Annotated in this window: 15 protein-coding genes; 8 read left to right on the forward strand and 7 right to left on the reverse strand. The window is 55.6% G+C overall.

Going from position 1 to position 19898, the window contains the following annotated elements:
• Positions 1-10 precede the first annotated feature (10 nt).
• Complete coding sequence (gene ahcY / locus BHW66_RS04970; protein WP_102732976.1) at positions 11-1426, forward strand: adenosylhomocysteinase; 1416 nt, start codon at positions 11-13, stop codon at positions 1424-1426.
• A gap of 140 nt (positions 1427-1566) precedes the next feature.
• On the opposite strand, the gene BHW66_RS04975 is transcribed toward ahcY, so the two are convergent.
• Positions 1567-2580, reverse strand: coding sequence for a glycosyltransferase (locus tag BHW66_RS04975; RefSeq protein WP_102735818.1), 1014 nt, complete (start codon positions 2578-2580; stop codon positions 1567-1569).
• A gap of 566 nt (positions 2581-3146) precedes the next feature.
• Between BHW66_RS04975 and BHW66_RS04980 the strand changes: the two genes are divergently transcribed.
• The 3 genes from BHW66_RS04980 to BHW66_RS04990 all read left to right on the forward strand — a co-directional run bounded on the left by BHW66_RS04980 (position 3147) and on the right by BHW66_RS04990 (position 6480).
• Positions 3147-4013, forward strand: a complete 867-nt coding sequence (locus BHW66_RS04980; protein ID WP_237970281.1) for a hypothetical protein — start codon at positions 3147-3149, stop codon at positions 4011-4013.
• Between the two features lie 27 nt (positions 4014-4040).
• On the forward strand, positions 4041-5306 hold the full coding sequence (locus BHW66_RS04985) for an NAD(P)-binding protein (RefSeq protein ID WP_215833725.1): 1266 nt from the start codon (positions 4041-4043) through the stop codon (positions 5304-5306).
• A gap of 283 nt (positions 5307-5589) precedes the next feature.
• A complete protein-coding gene (locus BHW66_RS04990; protein ID WP_102732973.1) occupies positions 5590-6480 on the forward strand; it encodes a hypothetical protein in 891 nt (296 codons plus the stop codon).
• A gap of 131 nt (positions 6481-6611) precedes the next feature.
• Here the strand turns inward: BHW66_RS04990 and BHW66_RS04995 are convergent, their stop codons facing one another.
• Positions 6612-8270 carry a sulfatase gene (locus BHW66_RS04995; protein ID WP_102735815.1) on the reverse strand — a complete coding sequence of 553 codons (1659 nt, stop codon included), beginning with the start codon at positions 8268-8270 and terminating at the stop codon, positions 6612-6614.
• Between the two features lie 87 nt (positions 8271-8357).
• Between BHW66_RS04995 and BHW66_RS05000 the strand changes: the two genes are divergently transcribed.
• A complete protein-coding gene (locus BHW66_RS05000) occupies positions 8358-10256 on the forward strand; it encodes a RecQ family ATP-dependent DNA helicase (RefSeq protein ID WP_102758921.1) in 1899 nt (632 codons plus the stop codon).
• On the opposite strand, the gene BHW66_RS05005 is transcribed toward BHW66_RS05000, so the two are convergent.
• From BHW66_RS05005 to nadB, 4 genes are read right to left on the reverse strand one after another with little or no spacing between them, the layout of a single operon-like run.
• The gene (locus BHW66_RS05005) at positions 10253-11449 is read right to left on the reverse strand and encodes a glycosyltransferase (RefSeq protein ID WP_182916651.1); all 1197 of its coding nucleotides are present in this window, start codon (positions 11447-11449) and stop codon (positions 10253-10255) included. The two genes, BHW66_RS05000 and BHW66_RS05005, sit on opposite strands and share 4 nt — an antisense overlap.
• Entirely contained in the window at positions 11446-12654 is a 1209-nt protein-coding gene (locus BHW66_RS05010) for a glycosyltransferase family 4 protein (RefSeq protein ID WP_094140259.1), read from the reverse strand. Before BHW66_RS05010 ends, BHW66_RS05005 begins: the two co-directional genes overlap by 4 nt.
• A gap of 20 nt (positions 12655-12674) precedes the next feature.
• The gene (locus BHW66_RS05015) at positions 12675-13700 is read right to left on the reverse strand and encodes a hypothetical protein (protein WP_253822328.1); all 1026 of its coding nucleotides are present in this window, start codon (positions 13698-13700) and stop codon (positions 12675-12677) included.
• The gene (gene nadB, locus BHW66_RS05020; RefSeq protein WP_102734424.1) at positions 13694-15298 is read right to left on the reverse strand and encodes an L-aspartate oxidase; all 1605 of its coding nucleotides are present in this window, start codon (positions 15296-15298) and stop codon (positions 13694-13696) included. Before nadB ends, BHW66_RS05015 begins: the two co-directional genes overlap by 7 nt.
• Before the next feature lie 106 nt (positions 15299-15404).
• Between nadB and rlmB the strand changes: the two genes are divergently transcribed.
• The 3 genes from rlmB (at position 15405) to BHW66_RS05035 (ending at position 17677) form a co-directional block, all read left to right on the forward strand.
• Positions 15405-15986: a 23S rRNA (guanosine(2251)-2'-O)-methyltransferase RlmB gene (rlmB, locus tag BHW66_RS05025; RefSeq protein ID WP_102733448.1), complete on the forward strand. Its 582-nt coding sequence runs from the start codon at positions 15405-15407 to the stop codon at positions 15984-15986.
• A 33-nt stretch (positions 15987-16019) separates the two neighbouring features.
• Positions 16020-16841 carry a metallophosphoesterase gene (locus tag BHW66_RS05030; protein WP_102735813.1) on the forward strand — a complete coding sequence of 274 codons (822 nt, stop codon included), beginning with the start codon at positions 16020-16022 and terminating at the stop codon, positions 16839-16841.
• Positions 16842-17269: 428 nt separating this feature from the next.
• Positions 17270-17677, forward strand: coding sequence for a metal-dependent transcriptional regulator (locus BHW66_RS05035; RefSeq protein WP_012420123.1), 408 nt, complete (start codon positions 17270-17272; stop codon positions 17675-17677).
• A gap of 63 nt (positions 17678-17740) precedes the next feature.
• Here the strand turns inward: BHW66_RS05035 and BHW66_RS05040 are convergent, their stop codons facing one another.
• Entirely contained in the window at positions 17741-19837 is a 2097-nt protein-coding gene (locus tag BHW66_RS05040) for a heavy metal translocating P-type ATPase (RefSeq protein WP_123052520.1), read from the reverse strand.
• Between the last annotated feature and the right edge of the window lie 61 nt (positions 19838-19898).

Here is a 19898-nt window from a genome sequence, read left to right on the forward strand (position 1 = left end):
GCTTACAGACATGTTTTCAGAAACGGAACAATACAAGGTGCGCGATATCGGCCTGGCGGATTTCGGACGCAAGGAACTGGATATTGCGGAGCATGAGATGCCCGGCCTGATGGCCGTGCGCGAAAAGTACGCTGCCGCCAGACCCCTGGAGGGCGTGCGCATCATGGGCTCCCTGCACATGACGGTGCAGACGGCCGTGCTGATAGAAACGCTGACGGCTCTGGGCGCTTCCGTCCGCTGGGCGAGCTGCAACATTTTCTCCACCCAGGACCACGCCGCCGCCGCCATCGCCAAATCCGGCACCCCCGTCTTCGCCTGGAAGGGGGAAACGCTGCGGGAATACTGGGACTGTACGTGGAAGGCCATGAACTTTCCGGACGGGCTGGGGCCGCAGCTGATTGTGGACGACGGCGGAGACGCCACCCTGCTTATCCACCGCGGGTATGAAATGGAAGAAGGCTCCGACTGGGTGGATACCCCGTCGGAATCGGAAGAAGAGGAAGTCGTCAAGGCCCTGTTGAAAAAAATTGCCGCGGCGACTCCGGGCATTTTCCATCGCTGGCTTCCCGAGCTGAAGGGCGTTTCCGAGGAAACGACCACCGGCGTGCACCGCCTGTACCAGATGCAGGCCGCCGGCCGTCTGCTGATTCCGGCCATCAACGTAAACGATTCCGTAACCAAGTCCAAGTTTGACAACCTGTACGGCTGCCGTGAGTCCCTTGTGGACGGCATCAAGCGGGCCACGGACGTGATGGTTGCCGGGAAGGTGGCCGTCGTCTGCGGCTACGGGGACGTAGGCAAAGGCTGCGCCCAGTCCCTGCGCGGCATGGGAGCCCAGGTGGTCGTGACGGAAATAGACCCCATCTGCGCTCTTCAGGCAGCCATGGAAGGTTACCGCGTACTGACGGTGGAAGACACGCTGGGCTGGGCGGATATTTACGTGACCACTACGGGAAACTGCAACATCATCCGCATCGAACACATGGAAAAAATGAAGGACCAGGCCATTGTCTGCAACATCGGCCACTTCGACAATGAAATCCAGGTACACAAGCTCCAGACGTATCCCGGCATCAGGCATCTTAACATCAAGCCGCAGGTGGACCGCTACACGTTCCCGTCCGGCAACAGCCTGTATCTTCTGGCGGAAGGCCGCCTGGTCAACCTGGGCTGCGCTACGGGTCATCCCAGCTTCGTGATGTCCAACAGCTTCGCCAACCAGGTGCTGGCCCAGCTGGAACTGTGGAATACCCGTAAAGACCGTTCCGTGGGCGTGGAAGTGCTGCCCAAGGTGCTGGATGAGGAAGTGGCGCGGCTGCACCTCGCCAAGATAGGGTGCAAGCTGACTGTCCTGCGTCCGGAGCAGGCGGACTACATCGGCGTTCCGGTGGAAGGTCCTTATAAGCCGGACTTTTACAGGTATTAACCTTGTCAAGGTTTTCTTTTCCTGGCCGTTCCGCGCAGGCCTGTCCGGCGGAACGGCTTTTTTGTTTTCCCGATGATGGAGGGAAGCAGGATAACGGTACGTTTATTTTTTTTCCTGTTTTTTATGCAGGTTCCCTGCTGTTAGTGAAAAAAAGGAAGACTTTTTATCCGGTCTTTAATGTTCAAATACCTTTGCAGCAGGCAAAACGGGAGCAATCTTGGAATGCTGACCAGCCAGAGCCTCGGCCTGCATTGCAGAATGTTCCAAAACCATTTGAGTTTGGTAAGAAGGCTGTTATCGAATGAAGCATAGGGGAAGAGCAGGAGCCTTCTCTGTTCCGCCTGAATCAGACTCATCAGGCGATCGGCGGCCTGGTATGTTATTTCCCCGGACTTATGCTTTCCGTATACCTCTTTCATGATCATTATCCAGGTTGTTATCAGGAATTCCGATCTCTTGATCAGGATTGTCCTGGGGTTCCCGCTCTTAAAATTGCAGATATTACTGTTGTGTCTCCGATAGTACGAACACCGTTTGCCGGATGCGACCATGCCTGATTTTTTCAAATAGGCGCGCATGGACAGCATTGTATCGTCCGCAATGCCGGGCCCTGAAGGCAAATATTCGAAGTCGCTGAACAAAGACCTGTGGTACATGGCATTTCCGCCAAAACAGCTGTAAACATGGGAAATGTCAAAAATACATTCCCTGTAGGGTTTGACGACGACGGAATCTGAATCTGGCAACATGCGTCCATAAGCGGGTTGTCCATCTTCATCGATTTCATTATAAGAATGGCAGTAAACCAGATGACCGGGATATTTTTCCGCCAGAGATGCCAACGAGGAGATCCTGTCTTCCCGTGCGATGTCATCGCCGTCAAACTTGATAATCCATTCCCCCCGGGACAAATGAACGGCACATTGCAAATTCCCTGCAATTCCCCGGTTGCTTTCGTTACGGTGGAGAATAATACGCCGTCCTTCTCCCTCTTTTTCCACCATTTCTTCCAGGCATTCAAAAGAACCGTCCTGAGAAAAATCGTCCGAAATAATTATTTCCCATTCTCCTGGATAATCCTGTTTTAAAATAGCCCGGAACTGTTCCTTGATAAAACGTTTCTGATTGTAACAAAGAAGAATGGCTGAAATCATGAAATCGAATAAACAGTTTAAGTTTTTTTAAACTGTCTAAAAATAACGAATTCCAAATCCGGAGTCAAGGTTAAATTTTGAAAGAAAGGAACTTCTGAAAATAAGCTTCCCCAATGACCGGAATCTTCCGTCTTCATGATTCCATCCGGGTAACCCCATCAATTCCCATTCCGGCAGAAACATCCATACCTGCCGGAAAGTCCGTATTTCAAAGAAAATTATTGATCATCAGTTTTATTTCCTTTCTACGAAGAGGCTCTCCTGTCATGCAGAAACAACCGCACGCAATCTCTTTTTAATTACAGCGGATTTGGAATTCCCCAATCGAATTTGGAATCCGTGTAATATGCCCCGCACTCTTTTTACTGTGCGTGCACTCAGAGAGCAAATCCCTTTTTTTCAATAATTTATGTTGAAGGGTACGGTTTGTTTCTCAACATCAAACGGCCATGGATACTTCTTCCCGGAAAACGTCTCTTGTTGTATTGTTCAACCATCAGTATGAACGTAACATTCCGGTAATCAGAGAGCTTTATTCAAGACGCTTTTCCGGGTTGCTTCAATTAATGCCCTACTACAAGGGAGATGCCCCTGACGTATGTTCCGTCTTCGGGAATTCTTTCCAGTTCTATAATTATATTTTGCAGTCCAGGGAAAGAATCAGGCAGTTGGATGGCGATTATCTTCTCATCATTGGAGACGATCTTCTTTTAAATCCCAGGTTTGACGAATTTTCAACGCCGTCCCTGCTGGGAATCCATGGGGAGGATACGTGTTACCTTGACGGTTTTGTGGACGTTTCTCTGCCGGTGTGTTACCGGGGAACGGCGGAAGCCCACCATTTTTCCATAACCCCTCCCGGTATTGATGCGGAAAGCGTCAACAGGAACGTTCCGTCCTATGAGGAGGCCAGGCGGATTTTAAAATCCAGGAACCTCATGCGGCATGATGAATTGTCGCGCGTACGCATGTTTCTGCCCAAATGGAGCCCCGGGGGGATTCATGCGAATTGGAAAGTGTTGAAGGGCAGGGTATGGCATCTGCTGAATTACTGGAAGCACCGGATTAAAAAATACCAGTATTCCTATCCTGTCGTTTTCGGATATTCGGACATTGTCTGCATTCCGAAAGGGAAATTGGACGATTTCTGCCGTATCCTTGAAGTGTTCTCCGCATGGAACATGTTTGTGGAGCTGGCCATTCCCACGGCGTTGCAGCTTCTTCCCGGAACAAAGCTGTCTACGCTGGAGGACACGCAGTACAAGTCGGGAAACGTCTGGTTTCCCCAGGATCCGGAACACTTTGAAGCCATGAATGCCGTCATTGACGGGCTCGTGTCCTCTTCCGGAGGAGACCTCAGCGAGCTGCTTGCCTCCTTTCCGGAGGAATACCTGTATCTCCATCCCGTGAAATTGTCCCGTTTCGCCAGATAGTGGCGTTCATAAATTGTTTTTTATCCCATGATGAAATATGCTGTGATCGGAGCCGGGGTTTCCGGATTGTCCATGGCCGGAATGTTGCTGAAGAAAGGGCATGAGGTAGTCGTTTATGAGAGGGACTCCCGGCCCGGCGGCCTGATTAAATGCACGGAAGTACAGGGGAACCTGTATCATCGTGTGGGAGGCCATGTGTTCAATTCCCGGCGGCAGGAAGTGCTGGACTGGTTTTGGTCCCGGTTTGACAAGGAGCGCGATTTTGTTTCCGCCCGGAGACGGGCTGTTATTTCCCTGGAGGGCGGGGCTGTGGTGGATTATCCCATTGAGAACCACCTCGACCAGTTTCCCGAGGCCGTCCGTTCCTCCATCGTCCATGAGCTGCTGGAACTTTACAGGAATCCTCCCGCGGAGCCCCGCTCCCTGGGTGAGTTTTTTCTGAACCGTTTCGGAAAAACCCTGAACAGCCTTTATTTTACGCCGTACAATAACAAAGTGTGGAGGCAGGATATCAGCCAAATTGCCATGGATTGGCTGGAAGACAAGCTTCCCATGCCGAGCGTGGCGGAAATCCTGTTGAACAATATTGGGCACATCAATGAAAGCGCCATGGTGCACAGTTCTTTCTTTTATGCGAAAAACGGCGGTTCCCAGTTTCTGGCGGATACGCTGGCTCGCGGCCTCAAGGTCAGGTATCGGCAGGAAGCTGTAAATATCCTCCCGAAGGACGGGAAATGGCTCGTACAGGGAGAATTGTTTGACAGAGTTGTCTTTACGGGGAATGTCAGGCAGCTTGGGGATTGTTTTCCCTGCATGGATGAATTGCGCCCGTTTTTCCCCCGGATTTCAGAATTGCGCTTTCACGGAACCACTTCCGTGCTTTGCCGGATTTCCCCCAATGATTACAGCTGGATTTACATGCCCTCTCCATCCCACCGTTCTCACCGGATCATTTGCACGGGGAATTTTTCCAGAAATAATAATAACGGGGACATCACCACCGCGACTATTGAATTTTCCGAGCAAATGACGGAAGGGGAAATCAGGCGCCAGCTGGAGCTTATTCCCTTTTCCCCTGTGTATCTGGCCCATCACTGGGAAGAATATACCTATCCCGTTCAGGATGTTTCCAGCCGAACCCTCATACGGGAACTAAAGGAGTGCCTGGAACCGAAAGGCATTTATTTATTAGGCCGTTTTGCGGAGTGGGAATACTACAATATGGATGCGGCCATGAGGGCGGCCCTTGATTTGGATAAAAGGCTGGCTGCGGAGCAGATGACACGGGGATAAGTCAAATTCTGGACATTGTGGTGTATTTGAACGGGGGATTGTAAATCCGCCTGTTTTTAAAAAAGTTTGAATATAGTTATAAAAAAATAACTATAAATAACTTATCGTGTTGAATGGTTTTTTGATAATTAAAAAAATCCTGTTTCAATCCGTGGTTCCATGCACGGAGATGATTCTCCGTTAAAGTTTTCCATTGACAGCGGATTTACAACTCGTTATAGGTACGGATGCAGAAGATGTGTTCCCGTTTTTAGGGACATGGTTTCCACCGGAATCTGGGAGTATGGCTATCCGTTATTGTTCTTTCGCGACCCGCGGCTATCATTTGCGGCAATGGATGCAGATGATGAGCCTGAGGCTGGCGGATTCCTCAGTGGAGTTGTCCTGTTGGAATCTTAATCGCCTGGAAAGGGAAGGAATCAGGGAGGCTATTCCATGGTTTGACCCGAATTTACAGGGTGCCGGGTTTTGGGTATGGAAACCCTTCATCATTCTCAAGGAGCTGGAACATTTGGAGGAAGGGGATTACCTGCTTTATACGGATGCGGGGCGCCCGCCGGGGAGGCTTTTCCATCATTCCTTGGAGCCGTTTGTCCAATGGCTCCGGGAGAAGGGGCAGGATATGATGCCGGGCGTGAATATTTCCTATTATACGGGAGGCCTTACGCGGTGGTGCAAGCAGAGCGTTTTTGATGAATTGAAGCTGGATAGCGGGTCTTTTGAACAGGCTCCCCTGATTCAGGGCTCCTTCCTTTTCTTGAAAAAATCGGAACAAAGCCTCCGAATTCTCCGTGAATGGATGGATTTGTGCCGTCAGTTCAAATTGGTGTCTTCTGCCACTACGGAAGAAGAGAGCCGTTGCCGCGATAATTTTGTAGCTCATACGCACGATCAGACGCTGCTGTCTCTCGTGGCGGCGCAACATCATCTGGACTGCCTGTATTCCGGGAAGGGCGTCATTCATCTGGAAGGCCGCCGGGCGTTTGAGCGGCATCCCGGTTTTGACGACAAAGACCCGGACTGGTTTTTGGAAGAGCTTGGCGCAAAGAAAGCGGAGCATCCCTTAATGCCCGTGCTTTGCTGCATGCAACAGGCGTTTTTCCTGTATGAAAAAGCCATGAATAAATTGATGAAGCTGGCGGGCTTGAGACCCCTCCGCGGGTTTTACGGTTGATGGACGGTTGTGTGCGGAAGGGGAGTTTGCCTGTTTCGGCCTCCGTGACGGATCTCTCCGGCCTGCTATGGACGAAAATAAAAAAGCGCCGGAAAAACCGGCGCTTGGAAAGGTAGTTTCCCGTGTGGCTTTTACCAGGAAGCGTCGAATTTGGGGATAGGCGTTCCTTTGCCTCCGGGGCTGTTTTCCGGAACTTTATAGGTTTTGCGCAGTTCGTGGTAACGCTTCTTGAGCTGTTCCACCGTAGTCTTGTAGGCAGGATCGTCAATGACGTTTTTCATTTGCATGGGATCCTTTTTCATGTCAAAGAGCATCCATTCGTCGCTGGTCCAGATGTAGGAAAGCGTGTAGCGGTCCGTCCGGATGCCGTCGTGGCGCGGGGCGTTGTGTTCGCCGGGATTTTCGTAAAAACAGTAGTAAATGGCATCCCTCCAGTTGTCGGGAGTTTTGCCCGTGAAAGCGGTGGGAAGCAGGGATACGCCCTGGAAGGTATTCATGTTTTCCGGGGTGTCCGCCCCTGCCGCAGAAACGATGGTGGGAGCGTAGTCGATATTCTGCACCATGGTGTTGTTGCGGATGCCCGCGGGAATTTTGCCGGGCCATCTCATGATGAGGGGCATGCGGAGGGATTCTTCAAAAATCCAGCGCTTGTCGTACATGCCGTGTTCTCCCATGTAGAACCCCTGGTCTCCGCAGTAGATGACCAGCGTGTCTTTCGCAATCCCCTCTTTGTCCAGATATTCCATAAGGCGGCCGATGCTGTCGTCCACGGACAGAAGGCATCCCAGATAATCCTCCATGTAGGCATGCCACTTCCATTCCGCAAACGCTTTCGGGTCCTTCAGTTTTCCGGATTTCATGCCGTCCACCAGGGATTTGGTGCGCTTGGCGTAATAGTCCGTCCAGGTTTTCTTTTCTTCCGGAGTCATGCGGTTCAACTCGCCCAGGTCCCAGCCGTAACCGGGGGAAACGATGCTTTTGCGCATCTCTTCCGGAACCTGGTCCTTAAGCACTTTGAGGTCGGAATAAATCGCCATGTGATTGGCGACGGTCTGCTGGTTTTTCTTCAGGAATTCCGGACGGTTGGCGTAGTCGTCATGGAAGTTGGCGGGCGGCGTCATGCCGGAGGTGTCCACCTTGCCCAGGTGGCGCAGAGCAGGGCACCAGGCGCGGTGGGGAGCCTTGTGGCCCACAACGAGCAGGAAGGGCTTGTTCTTGTCCCGGTTTTCCAGCCACTGGATGGATTTGTCCGTGACCACGTCCGTGGCATAGCCGGGAAATCGCTTCGTCTGGCGTTTGCCGTCCGGCTTGAGGCTGATAAAGTCCGGATTGTAGTAGCTGCCCTGGCCGGGGAAGATTTCCCACGTGTCGAACCCGGTGGGATTTGATTCCAGGTGCCATTTGCCGAAAAGGCCCGTCTGGTATCCGGCTTTCTGCAGCATTTTCGGGTAGGTGGGCTGGGAGCCGTCCAGCGGTTTCTGGCCGTTGAAGACAAAGCCGTTCATGTGGGAATGCCTGCCGGTCAGGATACAGGCGCGGGAGGGGCCGCACAGGGAGTTGGCGCAGTAGCTGCGGTCAAAAACCATGCCCTGGCGTCCCAGTTTGTTGAAGTTGGGCAGGGCGACGGGGGAATCGTCTTTGCCGGTGCCCAGCGTCTGGTAGGCGTGGTCGTCCGTAATGATAAAGAGGATGTTCGGTTTCTTATTTTCCGCGGCCCTGGTTTGGGCTGACAGGGGAACTGCCGCCAGCAGGGCCAGAGTTCCGGCGACGATGGTTTTCAAGGGTCTCATATTGCCTGGAGGATATAGGATGGCGCCGCCGTGTCAATGTCATAGGATTCCTTTTGCCGGTATTCTGCGTTATGGTATTCTTGCCCCATGCTTTCCTCTACTCTGGAAGACACGCTGCGTTTGTTCGGCAAGGAGCGGTTCCGTCCCATGCAGAGGGAGCTGGTGGAGTGTGCGCTGGAGGGCCGTTCCTGCATCGGTATTTTGCCTACGGGTTCCGGCAAGAGCCTTTGCTATCAGATTCCGGCGGTGCTTGGAAACGGGCTGACGGTTGTGGTTTCTCCGCTGATTGCCCTGATGCGCGACCAGGTGGCGGGGCTGGAAAGACTGGGGGTGGCCGCCGCCAGGTATGATTCGACCCTGGCGGAGGAAGATAAGGCCGCCCTGATGGACAGATTGACGTCCGGAAGCGTCCGCCTTCTGTTTGCCGCGCCGGAATCTCTGGAATCCCCGTGGATTCAGCAGGCCATGGAGCTTGTCCCTCCCGGCTTGTTCGTGGTGGATGAGGCTCATTGCCTTTCGGAATGGGGGCACAGTTTCCGTCCGGATTATCTGGGGCTGCCCGGTTTTTTCAAAAAGCACGGATTCCGCTGCGTTATGGCGTTGACGGCCACGGCTACGGAGCGGGTGTGCCGCGATCTGGCCGGCCTGTTTGGCGTGCGCGATGAATGTATTTTCCGGGCTGCTCCGTACCGTGCGAATATTTTCCGTCAGGTGGAAACGTTGAGGGAGCAGGATAAGACCGCGCGGCTGGTTGAATTGTTGAAAGAGGAAGGCCGTCGTCCCGCCGTGGTGTACACGCGGACCCGCAAAGATGCGGAAAACCTTTCCTACGAATTGGGGAAAGCCGGTTTTTCCGTCAAGTCCTACCATGCGGGCATGCCTCCGGAAACGCGGGGGCTGGTTCAGGACGAGTTTCTGGCAGGCGCGGCGGACGTGCTGGTGGCGACGATTGCTTTCGGCATGGGGATTGACAAGCCGGACGTGCGTTCCGTAGTGCATTACCATCCCCCCGCCAGTCTGGAGGCGTATGTTCAGGAATCCGGCCGTGCGGGCCGCGACGGTCTTCCTTCCTTCAGCCTGGTGATGTTGTCCGCCCGCGACAGTGTGGCCGCAGTCAACCGGCTGCATGCGGCGGAGCCGGACCGGCACGGCATGAAAGGGCTGGTATCCCTGTTGTCCCGCAGGGGGGAGCACATTATTTCCCTGTATGAGGCTTCCTCCGTTTATGATTTGCCGGATGTGGCGGTGGACCGGATGCTGTTTGACCTGAAGCGTTCCGGTTCCGTACGGGAGCAGGGGACGGGGCACAAGTACTACAAGGTGCGCCCTCTGTTCCGGATGGAAGAAATCCTGTGCGGCCGCAGCAGGGAGGAATGCGCCCGGCTGCAATGGATGGATATGCGCCGGCAGGGGGAGGTGGAAGATCTGGCCGTGGAATGGGGAATTTCATGGGAAGAAGCCGCCGCCTGGCTTGGAGACCTGGCTCTTTCCGGAGAATGGAAAGTGGAGATGCGCCAAGCAGCCCTTCATCTGTATTCGGAAGGGTTTGACGCGGAAGAGGCTGCGGAGGAATTTGCGCAATATTTTTCCAGATCCCGGCTAAATGGGCTGGAACGCTGGAAAACCTGCGTTTCCACGCTGACGTCTTCCGCCTGCCTGAATAGAAGCCTGGATGCCTATTTCGGTTTCCGGGACGCATCCGGACCTTGCGGGCATTGCCCTGCGTGCTGCGGGATGGAGCCCGCGGCCATGGAAGAAGAGGAACCCTCCCCGTTACCGGAAGAGCTGCGTTCCGCCGTCATGGAGCTGGCGGGGCAGAGAAAGCCCGCGCTGGCCCGCCCTTCCCAGTTGGCGCGCTTTTTGCTGGGGCTGGCTTCCCCCGCGGCCATGCGCGCCCGGTTGTGGAGCCATCCGCTCTACGGGGCGTTGGCGGACAGGAAATGGGAAGACGTGTGGATTGAGGCGCATGCCTTGTCGGGGAGTTAGAGGGCGGCTTTTCCGCTTTGGGCGGCTTCACAGGCGGCAATAATGCGTTTGCAGGAATTTTCCGCATGCAGCAGGGAACCCCAGTAGCGGGATATTTCCTCAGGGTTGCGTTTTCCAGAGTCCCAGGCGCGTATTTCTTCCAGCAGCGCTTGGGAGAGGCTTTCCGGAGAATCCTGCGGGCTGAGCGTGCCTGAATCATGGGAAACGTACCATTGCAGGCAGTTCAGCTGGGGGGTGAGGCGGGGCCCTACGACAGAGGCTCCGGCGCACAACGCTTCTGCGGAGGCAAGGTGCGTTCCCTCGGACAGGGAGGTGCAAAGACTGATTTTGGCCAGGGATTGTTTCTTTTGCAGCTCAATGTTCGGAATGTAGCCGGCCAGATGAATGCGGGAGCGAAGGCCTTGCGGAAGGTTGCCGTGCCATTCCCGGAGAAAAGGCGGGAGATTGCCGTAAATTTCCGCTTCCCATTCCGGGGCGTGGACAAGAGCCTGTTCCAGCGTGGACATCAGCAGTCCAGGGCGTTTATAGAGAAGATCGTCCCAGCGGCCTACGGCCATGATGATGTTGCGCTTCTCTCCGGCAAAGCGGCAGGTGGAAGAAATGGGGTTGGGAACCAGGGCCAGTTTCCGGACGATGGATTTTCCATAGAGCCATTCCCTGTCTGCGACGGATTGGAGGGCGGACGGAATGGGGAAGGTGACCATGTCCCCTGAGTCCAAATGTTTTCTGCGCCCCCTGCTGGCGAGGTTCCATGTGTGCTGTTTCAGAAGGCGCAGCAGGAAAAAAGCGGAACCTTTGATTTTCCCGTGAATGAAAACGTCTTTGGTGTACATGTTTTTCGCGATGGGAAGCCAGTATTGCCACGGAAAAAACAGCCCGGAGGAATCCATGTACACTACCAGAAAGATTCCCGCGTCATGGATGGCTCTGGCGATGGGAAGGTATTTGCCCACTCCCCAGGCGTACAGGATCACTCCGTCAATACCCAGGGACTTCCACCAGGCGGGGTCTTCCAGGTTGGCGTATTCCGTGCGGATGAGGTCGGGTTCATCTCCTTCCTGGGCAGGTGTGGGCATGATGGCCCTGCTTTCCACCCCGATTCTCTGAAAGGCCTTGCAGAAAGCGCCTGAATCACGGGAAAAGAAAGTATGGTCTCCCTTGAAGGACACCGGAGTGCATGTGTACCATTTCATGATGTTGGTGGGGTGGAAGATGAATGGAAAACGCGGAGTTCGCCAAGAAGGGCTTCCATGGACCGGAGCCATGCGGCGGGGGAGTATGTGGAGGACAAAAGTTGTTGCCCGTGCGCGCCCATGGACGGCCAGCGTTCTTCTTGCTTCAGGGCGGTGTGCAGCGTCTCCGCCAGGGATTCCACGGAAGGTTCCTGTGCAATCCAGCCATTCCTGCCGTGGGTGATGAGCTCCGGCAGGCCGCCGTTCGGGGTAACGATGACGGGCGTGCCGTGGAGCCATGATTCCAGGACAACCATACCGAAGGTTTCCTCCCAGAGGGAGGGCGCTACGGAGAGGCCGCAGGCGGCGCGGACGGCTCCTTGTTCCTCATGGGGAATGAACCCGGTCAGGCGGATGGATTCAAGATGGCGGGAAGAGATATAACGCTCCAGTTCTCCGCGCAGGGGGCCGTCTCCCATCAGGTAGAGAATGCGGCCGGGGGGGGATAGGAGTTCCCACGCCTGAACCAGTTGCAGGACTCCTTTTTCCTGCGTCAGGCGTCCGGCGTAAAGGACGTCCCGGCGGGGCTGGCCGGCTGCAGGAGCAGGATTTTGCCGGATGAAATGTGGAATAACCCTGATTTTATCCTCCGGTATTCCGGTTCGGATGAGAAGTTCCCGCTGGCGCCGGCTGATGGCAATATAGGAGGAAAAGCGGCTCCAGGCTCCCATGCGGCGCGTTTTATACAGGACGGCGGCGGCCAGGGAGGAGTATGCGGCGTTTTTCCTCCAACAGGCGTGCATGATGCCGGGAAAATAGTTGCCGCCTTGGCAGGAAAAGCAGGGCGCTCCGTCCCGGTAAAATACTCCGTTGAGGCAGCCGGAGCGGTAATTGTGCATGTAGTGGATGACGGGAGCGGGTTGATGCAGGGCCAGTTCATAGACGCAGGGGGACATGGCCGGGAACGTATTGTGGATGATCCATGCGTCATAGCGGTTTTCACGCAGGCATTTGCGCAGTTTTTGCTCCACATCCCTGTTGTGGAGCAAATAACCCATTTTCGTCAGGGCGCCGTGGGGGCTATGGAACAGCTCCTCCGTTGAATAGACAAAGGGCGTGACATCCGCTATGGCACCCAAAGCCTCTGTAATGGCATGGAAGCAGATTTCTTCCCCCCCAACCTCGCCGTAACGGCTGAAAATATGTAGAATGCGTGGACGTTGCATGGCTGCGGCGGCACAGGGGGTTATCCCTGGAGTTCCCTTCTGAGTTTCGCGGGATCCTTCAATAGCTCCCGCTGAATGGCTTCCTGCTGTCGGCGCAGACGGTCTTCCCGTGGCTGAAGGGATTTTTTCCCGGCTCCCAGCCCGGCATTGACAAAAGGATTGTTGTCCCCGTATTTGGACCACGGGCCGCGGGGAATGCGGTAAAATTCCACAAAGCGCCAGTGGACAATGGCTGTTCCTCCCGTAATGCCCAGATAGTCGCGTACGGCAGGGGAGATGTCAATGCCCGCCCCTTTGTTCTGGGTATTGACGGGAGGCTTGTCTCCAAAGACGTAGGGCCAATCTTCCGTAGTGAAGGGGCCGCAGTCTTCCCATTGGGCAAAACAGGAACGCTTGTTGTAAACGATTTGCACCCATCTGCCCTTGCAGACGGATTGTCCCTTTCCCGCGTATTCGCGGCGGAACCACGGGATGACCCGTGACGCCTCCGCCTTATGCTCCCCTCTGGAAACGTCATTATAAGGGAGCGCCACGTAAAAGGGGTTTTGCCGGGGGATGAATGTTTTCGGGCGGAAGTCCATCGTGCGGCAAACGGGATCCGGGTTGTCGAAGCCGCCGAAGTTTTCCCGCCATGCGGAATCCCACGAACTTTTGTGGTTGGCTACCGGATTGCGTTCCGTGGGTTCTTCCCCCACCCAGAAGACCGTGGCGGTAATATTGAGACGCCAGGGATAGGTGCCGGGGCTTTGCCTGGACGTCCTGGGAAGGATGCGGGGCGCGGGCCGCTTCCCTGCCTCTGCAGCAACAGGTGATTTGACGATGACCCGGGGCAGGGGGTCCCGTTGCGTTGGGGTGACGATGACGGGGCCTTTGGGCCGTCCGGAACTGTTCGTCAGGGCGCGGGTGGCGCTCCGGCCTGTCTGGATGTCCGCCCTGGCGGTTTCTGCGGAAACCAGAATCGGCAGCGTGAGCAGGCATGCGGACAGGAGGGGGCTCCCGAAGAACCCCTTCCGTAATGCCTGTTGACGCTGCCGGTAGTTTACCATCGGTGCAGTTGGGTGACGAAGCGGTGGTCCAGCTTGCCGGGATAATCCGTATTGAAATGAAGGCCGCGGCTTTCATTGCGGCGCATGGCGCAGTCCACGATCAGGGAGGCCACCGCCACTAGGTTGCGCAATTCCAGAATGTCCGGCGTAATGCGGTATCCCCAGTAGAAGTCCTTTACCTCCCGGTGCAGCATCCGGAGCCGCGTGGCTGCGCGGTCCAGCCTTTTATTGGTCCGCACAATGGAGACGTAATCCCACATCAGGCGGCGGATTTCATCCCAATTATGATAGATGACGGAAAGTTCGTCAGGCAGGGCTGTATCTCCGTGGTGCCAGGCGGGGATGTCGTAAGGAGTGGGGGAGTCCTTTCTCAGGGGATGCAGGGAGAGCATGGAGTTCAGCGCCCTCTTGGCGACCACCACGCATTCCAGAAGGGAGTTGGAAGCCAACCGGTTGGCGCCGTGAAGGCCGGTACAGCCGGTTTCCCCTGCGGCGTAAAGGCCATCCAGGCTGGTCTGGCCGTTGACGTCCGTCAGCACGCCGCCGCACTGGAAATGCGCTGCGGGAACAACGGGAATAGGCTCCCTGGCGGGATTGACGCCGTAGCGGTTGCATGTCTCGTAAATCAGGGGAAAACGTTCCTGGACGAACCCTTCCGGCTTGTGGGAGATATCCAGATAAACGCACATGCTGCCCGTCCTCTTCATTTCCGAATCTACGGCGCGGGCGGTGATGTCGCGTGGGGCCAGAGATTTGCGGGGATCGTATTTGTGCATGAATTCCTTCCCGTCCGCGCCTATCAGCACGCCGCCTTCCCCGCGCACGGCTTCGGAGATGAGGAAGGAGCGCGCTTCCGCGCCTTCCGCGCGGGTGTTGAAGAAACAGGTGGGATGGAACTGCACGAATTCCATGTTGGCGATGGTGGCCCCCGCCCGCCAGGCCATGGCTACGCCGTCTCCCGTGGCGGAATCATTATTGGTAGTGTACAGATATACGCGCCCACAGCCGCCGGTGGCGAGCAGCACGCGGTCTGACCGGAAGATTTCCACTTCCCCGGAGACGCGGTCCAGCACGTAGGCTCCCAGAACGCGGTCTTCCGTGACGAGGCCCAGTTTGGTGGTCGTAATCAGGTCAATGGCGAAATGGTCTTCCAGCAATTCAATGTTGGGGTGAAGCTTGGCCGCCTCCAGAAGTTTGGAGGTAATTTCCAGTCCGGTTGCGTCTTTGGCGTGGAGGATGCGCCGCTTGGTGTGGCCGCCCTCCCTGGCCAGTTCATAATCCTCTCCCTGGTTGCCGGGGTCAAAGTTTACTCCCCATTCCAGCAGTTCCCGGATAGCGTCCGGGCCTTCCTCCACGATAGTGCGCACGGCCTGTTCGTTGCAGAGGCCCGCTCCGGCGTCCAGCGTATCCGCAACATGGTCTTCAAAGGAATCGTTGCGGTCCCATACGGCGGCGATGCCTCCCTGTGCCTTGGCGGAACTGCAATCCAGAAATTTGCCTTTTGTAATGACTGCAACCTTGCCGTGTTTCGCCGCTCTCAAGGCGAAACTCAATCCGGCAACACCTGCCCCAATGACTAAAAAGTCGCTCGTCTTCATCTTGAATGGTACGGAATTGTACCATGACGCGGGCTGCCAAGTCACGCCCAATGATGGGGCGGAAGGGCATATTTGTCTGGAAAAGAAGTGTGAAACACGCTAATTCATGGGCATGAGACCTCAAGGGAACGAACAGGAAGCGCGCCGGAACAAGCATGTGCGCAGCGCGCCGTCCAAAATTGCCGTGAAGGCGCTGGGAGAGGAGGTGCTGGACGGGATTCTGGACAAATCCCCCAACCCTCTGCTGCTGATTCTGGATTGCGTGCAGGATCCCCACAACCTGGGAGCCATCCTGCGGACGGCGGACGGTGCGGGAGTGGATGCCGTCATCGCCCCCCGGGACAAATCCGTGGGCATTACGGAGACGGTGCTGCGCGTTTCTGTCGGCGCTGCGGAAAAGGTGCCTTTTATTCAGGTGACCAATCTGGCGCGCACCATGAAGCAGCTCCAGAGCCGCGGCATCTGGATATTCGGCACGTCGGACAAAGGAGACCGCGGCCTGTATGAAACGGACTTCACGGGACCGGCCGCACTGGTGATGGGGGCGGAAGGGGAAGGGATGAGAAGATTGACGGAAGAGAACTGCGATTTCCTGCTGAGGATTCCCATGAAGGGAAGCATTCCGTGCCTGAACGTATCTGTGGCTACGGGCGTATGCCTGTATGAAATGGTGCGGCAGCGTTCCTGATTCCATGACTGTTTTTCTCCTTCCCTCGTCTTTATGATTCAGGAACTTGATCTTGCTTCGGGGGAACGCGCCAGGTTTATTTCAGACATCCATTTCGGCCATGCCAAGGCGCTGACCCGGGAGCCGGAAGAGCTGGGGTTTCTTCTGGAGGGGTGCTCCCATCTGGTGGTGTGCGGGGACCTCAGTGAAACCCGTGAAAGCCCCTGCCGGGAGGAAGGATTGGAAAAACGGGCCCGTTTTCTGCGGATGTGCCGGGATGCCGGGGTGCAGCCCGTTCTGCTGGCCGGCAACCATGATCCGGACGAGAAAGCCGGACTGCTGAAATTGCAGGGTGGCCGCATCTGCGCTTTGCACGGCCATGCGCTGTTCAGGGAGGTGGCTCCGTGGGGATGGGAATATTTGAAAAACAAGCAGATTTCCCGCGAACTGATCGCTGCGTTCCCGGAGGCGGAGGCAGATTTGCTGCGGCGGCTGGAGCTGGCCCGTGCCATGAGTGTGCTGGTGCCGCCTGTTTACACGCGTTCCGGAACACATCAAAATAAACTGGTGCGTTTTTTAGCTCATTCTGCCTGGCCGCCGGAACGGCCCGTGCGGATTCTTCTGGCATGGCTGACGATGATGTGGCGCATGGGGAAATTTGCAGACCGTTTTTTCCCGGAAGCGGAAGTCGTCATTTTTGGACATCTTCACCGGCGGGCGGTGAGCGGGAAAAAGGGGCGGCGGCTGTACGTCAACCTGGGCGCCTGTTTCCGCCATGCCAGATGCTGGGCGGCGGACGTAACGCCGGAAAGAGGAGTCTCCATCCGCAGTTATACGCCCGGAGGATATGATGGCCCGGAGGCAATTCTCCGCTGATTAATGCCCACGGGAAAAAAGTGAGGGGAACGCGTCCGTGTTTAGGCGATAATGTGTTAGAGCACCGGATGACTAGTCCATACAGTTTGTGGACGCGTTCCCCATAGAATTTGGCCGTGCCTGTTTTCCCTGGTAGCCGGCGGGACAGTTTTTCCCGGAGCTTTTCAGGGCGCAGCCCCGGCAGCAGCAGGGGCGTGAGGAGGAAAAAAACTTGGAGAAGAAGGACTCCATTCTGACGGGTGCGCCGCCGGAGCACTTTCTTTCACCGTTTCTTTCCGAATTGGGACTGACCATGAAGCAAAGTTAGCGAAAACTAACTTATGTTGCAAGAAAAAAGTTTGTCTCACCTAATCTTTTTCAAGAAGAGGTTGACTTGGACAGAGCCTTGGTTATTGTTTTTTGTTAGTTAAACCTAATAAGCATCAATCATGATACATGAAAAATTTTCCACTCCGGAGTTGAGCAACAGCCTGGAGGATTATATTGAGGCCGTCCGCAACATTGAGTTGGAAAAGGGATGCGCCACCGTAGGGGAGATTGCGGAATCCCTGAACGTGAAAAAACCTTCCGCCTCACTGGCCATGAAGCAGTTGAAGGAACGCGGCCTGGTGGAATACACGCAGTATTCTCCCATTGTCCTGACCAGGGAAGGCCGTTATTACGCGGACCGGGTCATTTCCTGCCATACCATGGTGAAGGAGTTCCTCATTACGGTGCTGAAGATGGAGGAAAAACGCGCCGATGAAGTGGCCTGTTGCATTGAACATATCATGACTCTGGAGGAAATCTCCCGTTTCCAGCTTCTGACGGATCGTTGCAGGGAGAGAGGAGAATAAAATACTCCCGCATGATTTTCCGGGGGGGACGGTTCATGAGGGAATGGCTCATCCCTCTCTTTTTTACTTCGAACCCCGGACTAGAGGAAGGCATCGGCGTGTGCTGCGCGCACTGACGTACACTGTGGAAGCGTTGTGGAGGAACGCGGAAAAGGCCGGGGTAATCAGCCCGAACATGCCCAGCAGTATCAGAGAAGAGTTGAACCCGACGATAAAGCGGTAGTTGCGTTCTATTTTTTCAAGGACGGCACAGCTCAGTTCCCTTAAAACAACCAGTTCTGCCAGAGAGCTGGACAACAGGGAAATATCCGCCACTTCACGGGCGATATCGGAAGAATCCTTCATGGAGACGGAAACGTCTGCACAGGAAAGAGCTGGGGAATCGTTGATGCCGTCTCCCACCATGCACACTGTTTTGCCGGATTTCTTCAATTGCTGGATAAAGCGGGCCTTATCTTCAGGCAGAACCTGGGAACGGTATTCCGTGATGCCCAACTGGCGGCTGATGGCGCGGGCTGCGGATTCGCTGTCCCCCGTGAGCATGATGATGGAGGAAATGCCCTGCCGTTTCAGCCGGGCGATCGTCTCTGCGGCTTCCGGCCTGGGCGGGTCGCTGACGCCGATCATGCCGATCGCTCTGCGGCCTATAGCGAGAAAGATGTTGGATTTGCCTCTGGCGTGATTGCGTATGGTCTGCCTTTGCTCTTCCGTGAGGGGGATGCGTTCATCTTCAAAGAGAAAATGGTAGCTGCCCACAAGAACCTTTTTCCCATGAAGGCGGGAGGAAATGCCGTGGGCCACGATGTATTCCACCTCCGCGTGTTCTTCTTCATGGTGCAGGCCCTCCTCCAGCGCTTTGCGCACAACGGCCCGCGCCACGCTGTGGGGGAAGTGTTCTTCCAGGCATGCTGCCGTTTTCAGGATATATTCCCTGCTGCAGTCGCTCAAAGGGATGATCTGCGTTACCTGAGGGCAGGCGGAGGTCAGCGTGCCCGTCTTGTCAAAAACGATGGTGTCCGTTTTGGCGAACAGCTCCATGAATTTCCCGCCCTTGATCATGATCTTGCGCGCTGCGGCCTCTTTCATGGCGGAGATGACGGAGATGGGGGTGGCGAGCTTGATGGCGCAGGAATAATCCACCATCAGCACGGAGAGAGCCTTGGAGATATTCCTGGTGAACAGAAACAGCGCCCCTGCCGTGAGCAGGGTATAGGGAACGATAGAATCCGCCAGCTTTTCCGCCCGGCTTTGGATGCGCGCTTTCAGTTCCTCCGAATGGTCGATCAGGGCGATGATATTGTTAATGCGGGACTGGTCTCCTGCGGCGTCCACCCGGATGACGAGGGAACCCGTTTCCAGCGTGGTTCCGGCAAAGACGACGGACCCTTCCCGTTTGGAAGCCGCTTCCGATTCCCCCGTCATGGCGGCCTGGTTGACTTCCGCTTCTCCGGACAGCACGGTACCGTCCACAGGGATGACGTTCCCCGCGTCCACGCGGATTTTCTCCCCCGGGCGGATTTGCTCCATGGGAACCTGGCACATGCCTCCTTCTTCCACCCGCCAGACGCGGTCTATATTTATGCTCAGGCTGGCCGCAAGCGCCGCCCGGGTCTTTTTCCGAGTGTAATTTTCCAGCAGGTCTGAAATGGAAAGAAGGAACATGATGGAATTGGCCGTTCCGTAAGCCTTCGTGCCTATGGAAACCCCGATGGAGACGGCGTCCAGAACGGCTACGTTGAGCCGTCCGCTTCCCAGGCCGGCCATTCCGCGCCGTAAATAGGAACTGTAATTCCAGAATACTTTGGCCATTCTGAGCGGGGGCGGCAGAAACACCTTGCAAAACAGGAAAGAGGAAGCTTTCCCCGCTATGCGGAGAAAAAAGGACCGGGCCAGTTTCCTGGCCTCCGCGCGCTCTTCCGGTTCGTGGCTGCGGAGTGTTTCCGGCCTGAGCCTGTCCAGCGTGCGGAAAATGGCCTGGGGGCTGGTTCCTTCATACAGGATGAACACACCTCCGTTGCAGGGGGTGGCCTTGACGGAGTATACGCCTTTCTGTTTCAGGAGCCTGCATTCGATGCCGTAAGCCTGATCATGATTGAATGCGCAGCGGCCGCTGCGTACACGGAGCCTGCCGGGCGTATGATGGATAACCTGGTAATGCATGGATAAGGAAAAAGAAAAGGGGGAAACGCCCTTCTCCGTGCGTTTCCCCCGTTGGGGGCGG

Source organism: Akkermansia sp. 54_46 (assembly GCF_001917295.1).
GTDB lineage: Bacteria > Verrucomicrobiota > Verrucomicrobiia > Verrucomicrobiales > Akkermansiaceae > Akkermansia > Akkermansia muciniphila.

Coding starts and splice junctions, on each gene's coding strand:
- ahcY (WP_102732976.1), top strand. CDS start 11: ATGTTTTCAGAAACGGAACAATACAAGGTGCGCGATATCGGCCTGGCG.
- BHW66_RS04975 (WP_102735818.1), bottom strand. CDS start 2,580: ATGATTTCAGCCATTCTTCTTTGTTACAATCAGAAACGTTTTATCAAG.
- BHW66_RS04980 (WP_237970281.1), top strand. CDS start 3,147: ATGCCCTACTACAAGGGAGATGCCCCTGACGTATGTTCCGTCTTCGGG.
- BHW66_RS04985 (WP_215833725.1), top strand. CDS start 4,041: ATGATGAAATATGCTGTGATCGGAGCCGGGGTTTCCGGATTGTCCATG.
- BHW66_RS04990 (WP_102732973.1), top strand. CDS start 5,590: ATGGCTATCCGTTATTGTTCTTTCGCGACCCGCGGCTATCATTTGCGG.
- BHW66_RS04995 (WP_102735815.1), bottom strand. CDS start 8,270: ATGAGACCCTTGAAAACCATCGTCGCCGGAACTCTGGCCCTGCTGGCG.
- BHW66_RS05000 (WP_102758921.1), top strand. CDS start 8,358: ATGCTTTCCTCTACTCTGGAAGACACGCTGCGTTTGTTCGGCAAGGAG.
- BHW66_RS05005 (WP_182916651.1), bottom strand. CDS start 11,449: ATGAAATGGTACACATGCACTCCGGTGTCCTTCAAGGGAGACCATACT.
- BHW66_RS05010 (WP_094140259.1), bottom strand. CDS start 12,654: ATGCAACGTCCACGCATTCTACATATTTTCAGCCGTTACGGCGAGGTT.
- BHW66_RS05015 (WP_253822328.1), bottom strand. CDS start 13,700: ATGGTAAACTACCGGCAGCGTCAACAGGCATTACGGAAGGGGTTCTTC.
- nadB (WP_102734424.1), bottom strand. CDS start 15,298: ATGAAGACGAGCGACTTTTTAGTCATTGGGGCAGGTGTTGCCGGATTG.
- rlmB (WP_102733448.1), top strand. CDS start 15,405: ATGGGCATGAGACCTCAAGGGAACGAACAGGAAGCGCGCCGGAACAAG.
- BHW66_RS05030 (WP_102735813.1), top strand. CDS start 16,020: ATGATTCAGGAACTTGATCTTGCTTCGGGGGAACGCGCCAGGTTTATT.
- BHW66_RS05035 (WP_012420123.1), top strand. CDS start 17,270: ATGATACATGAAAAATTTTCCACTCCGGAGTTGAGCAACAGCCTGGAG.
- BHW66_RS05040 (WP_123052520.1), bottom strand. CDS start 19,837: ATGCATTACCAGGTTATCCATCATACGCCCGGCAGGCTCCGTGTACGC.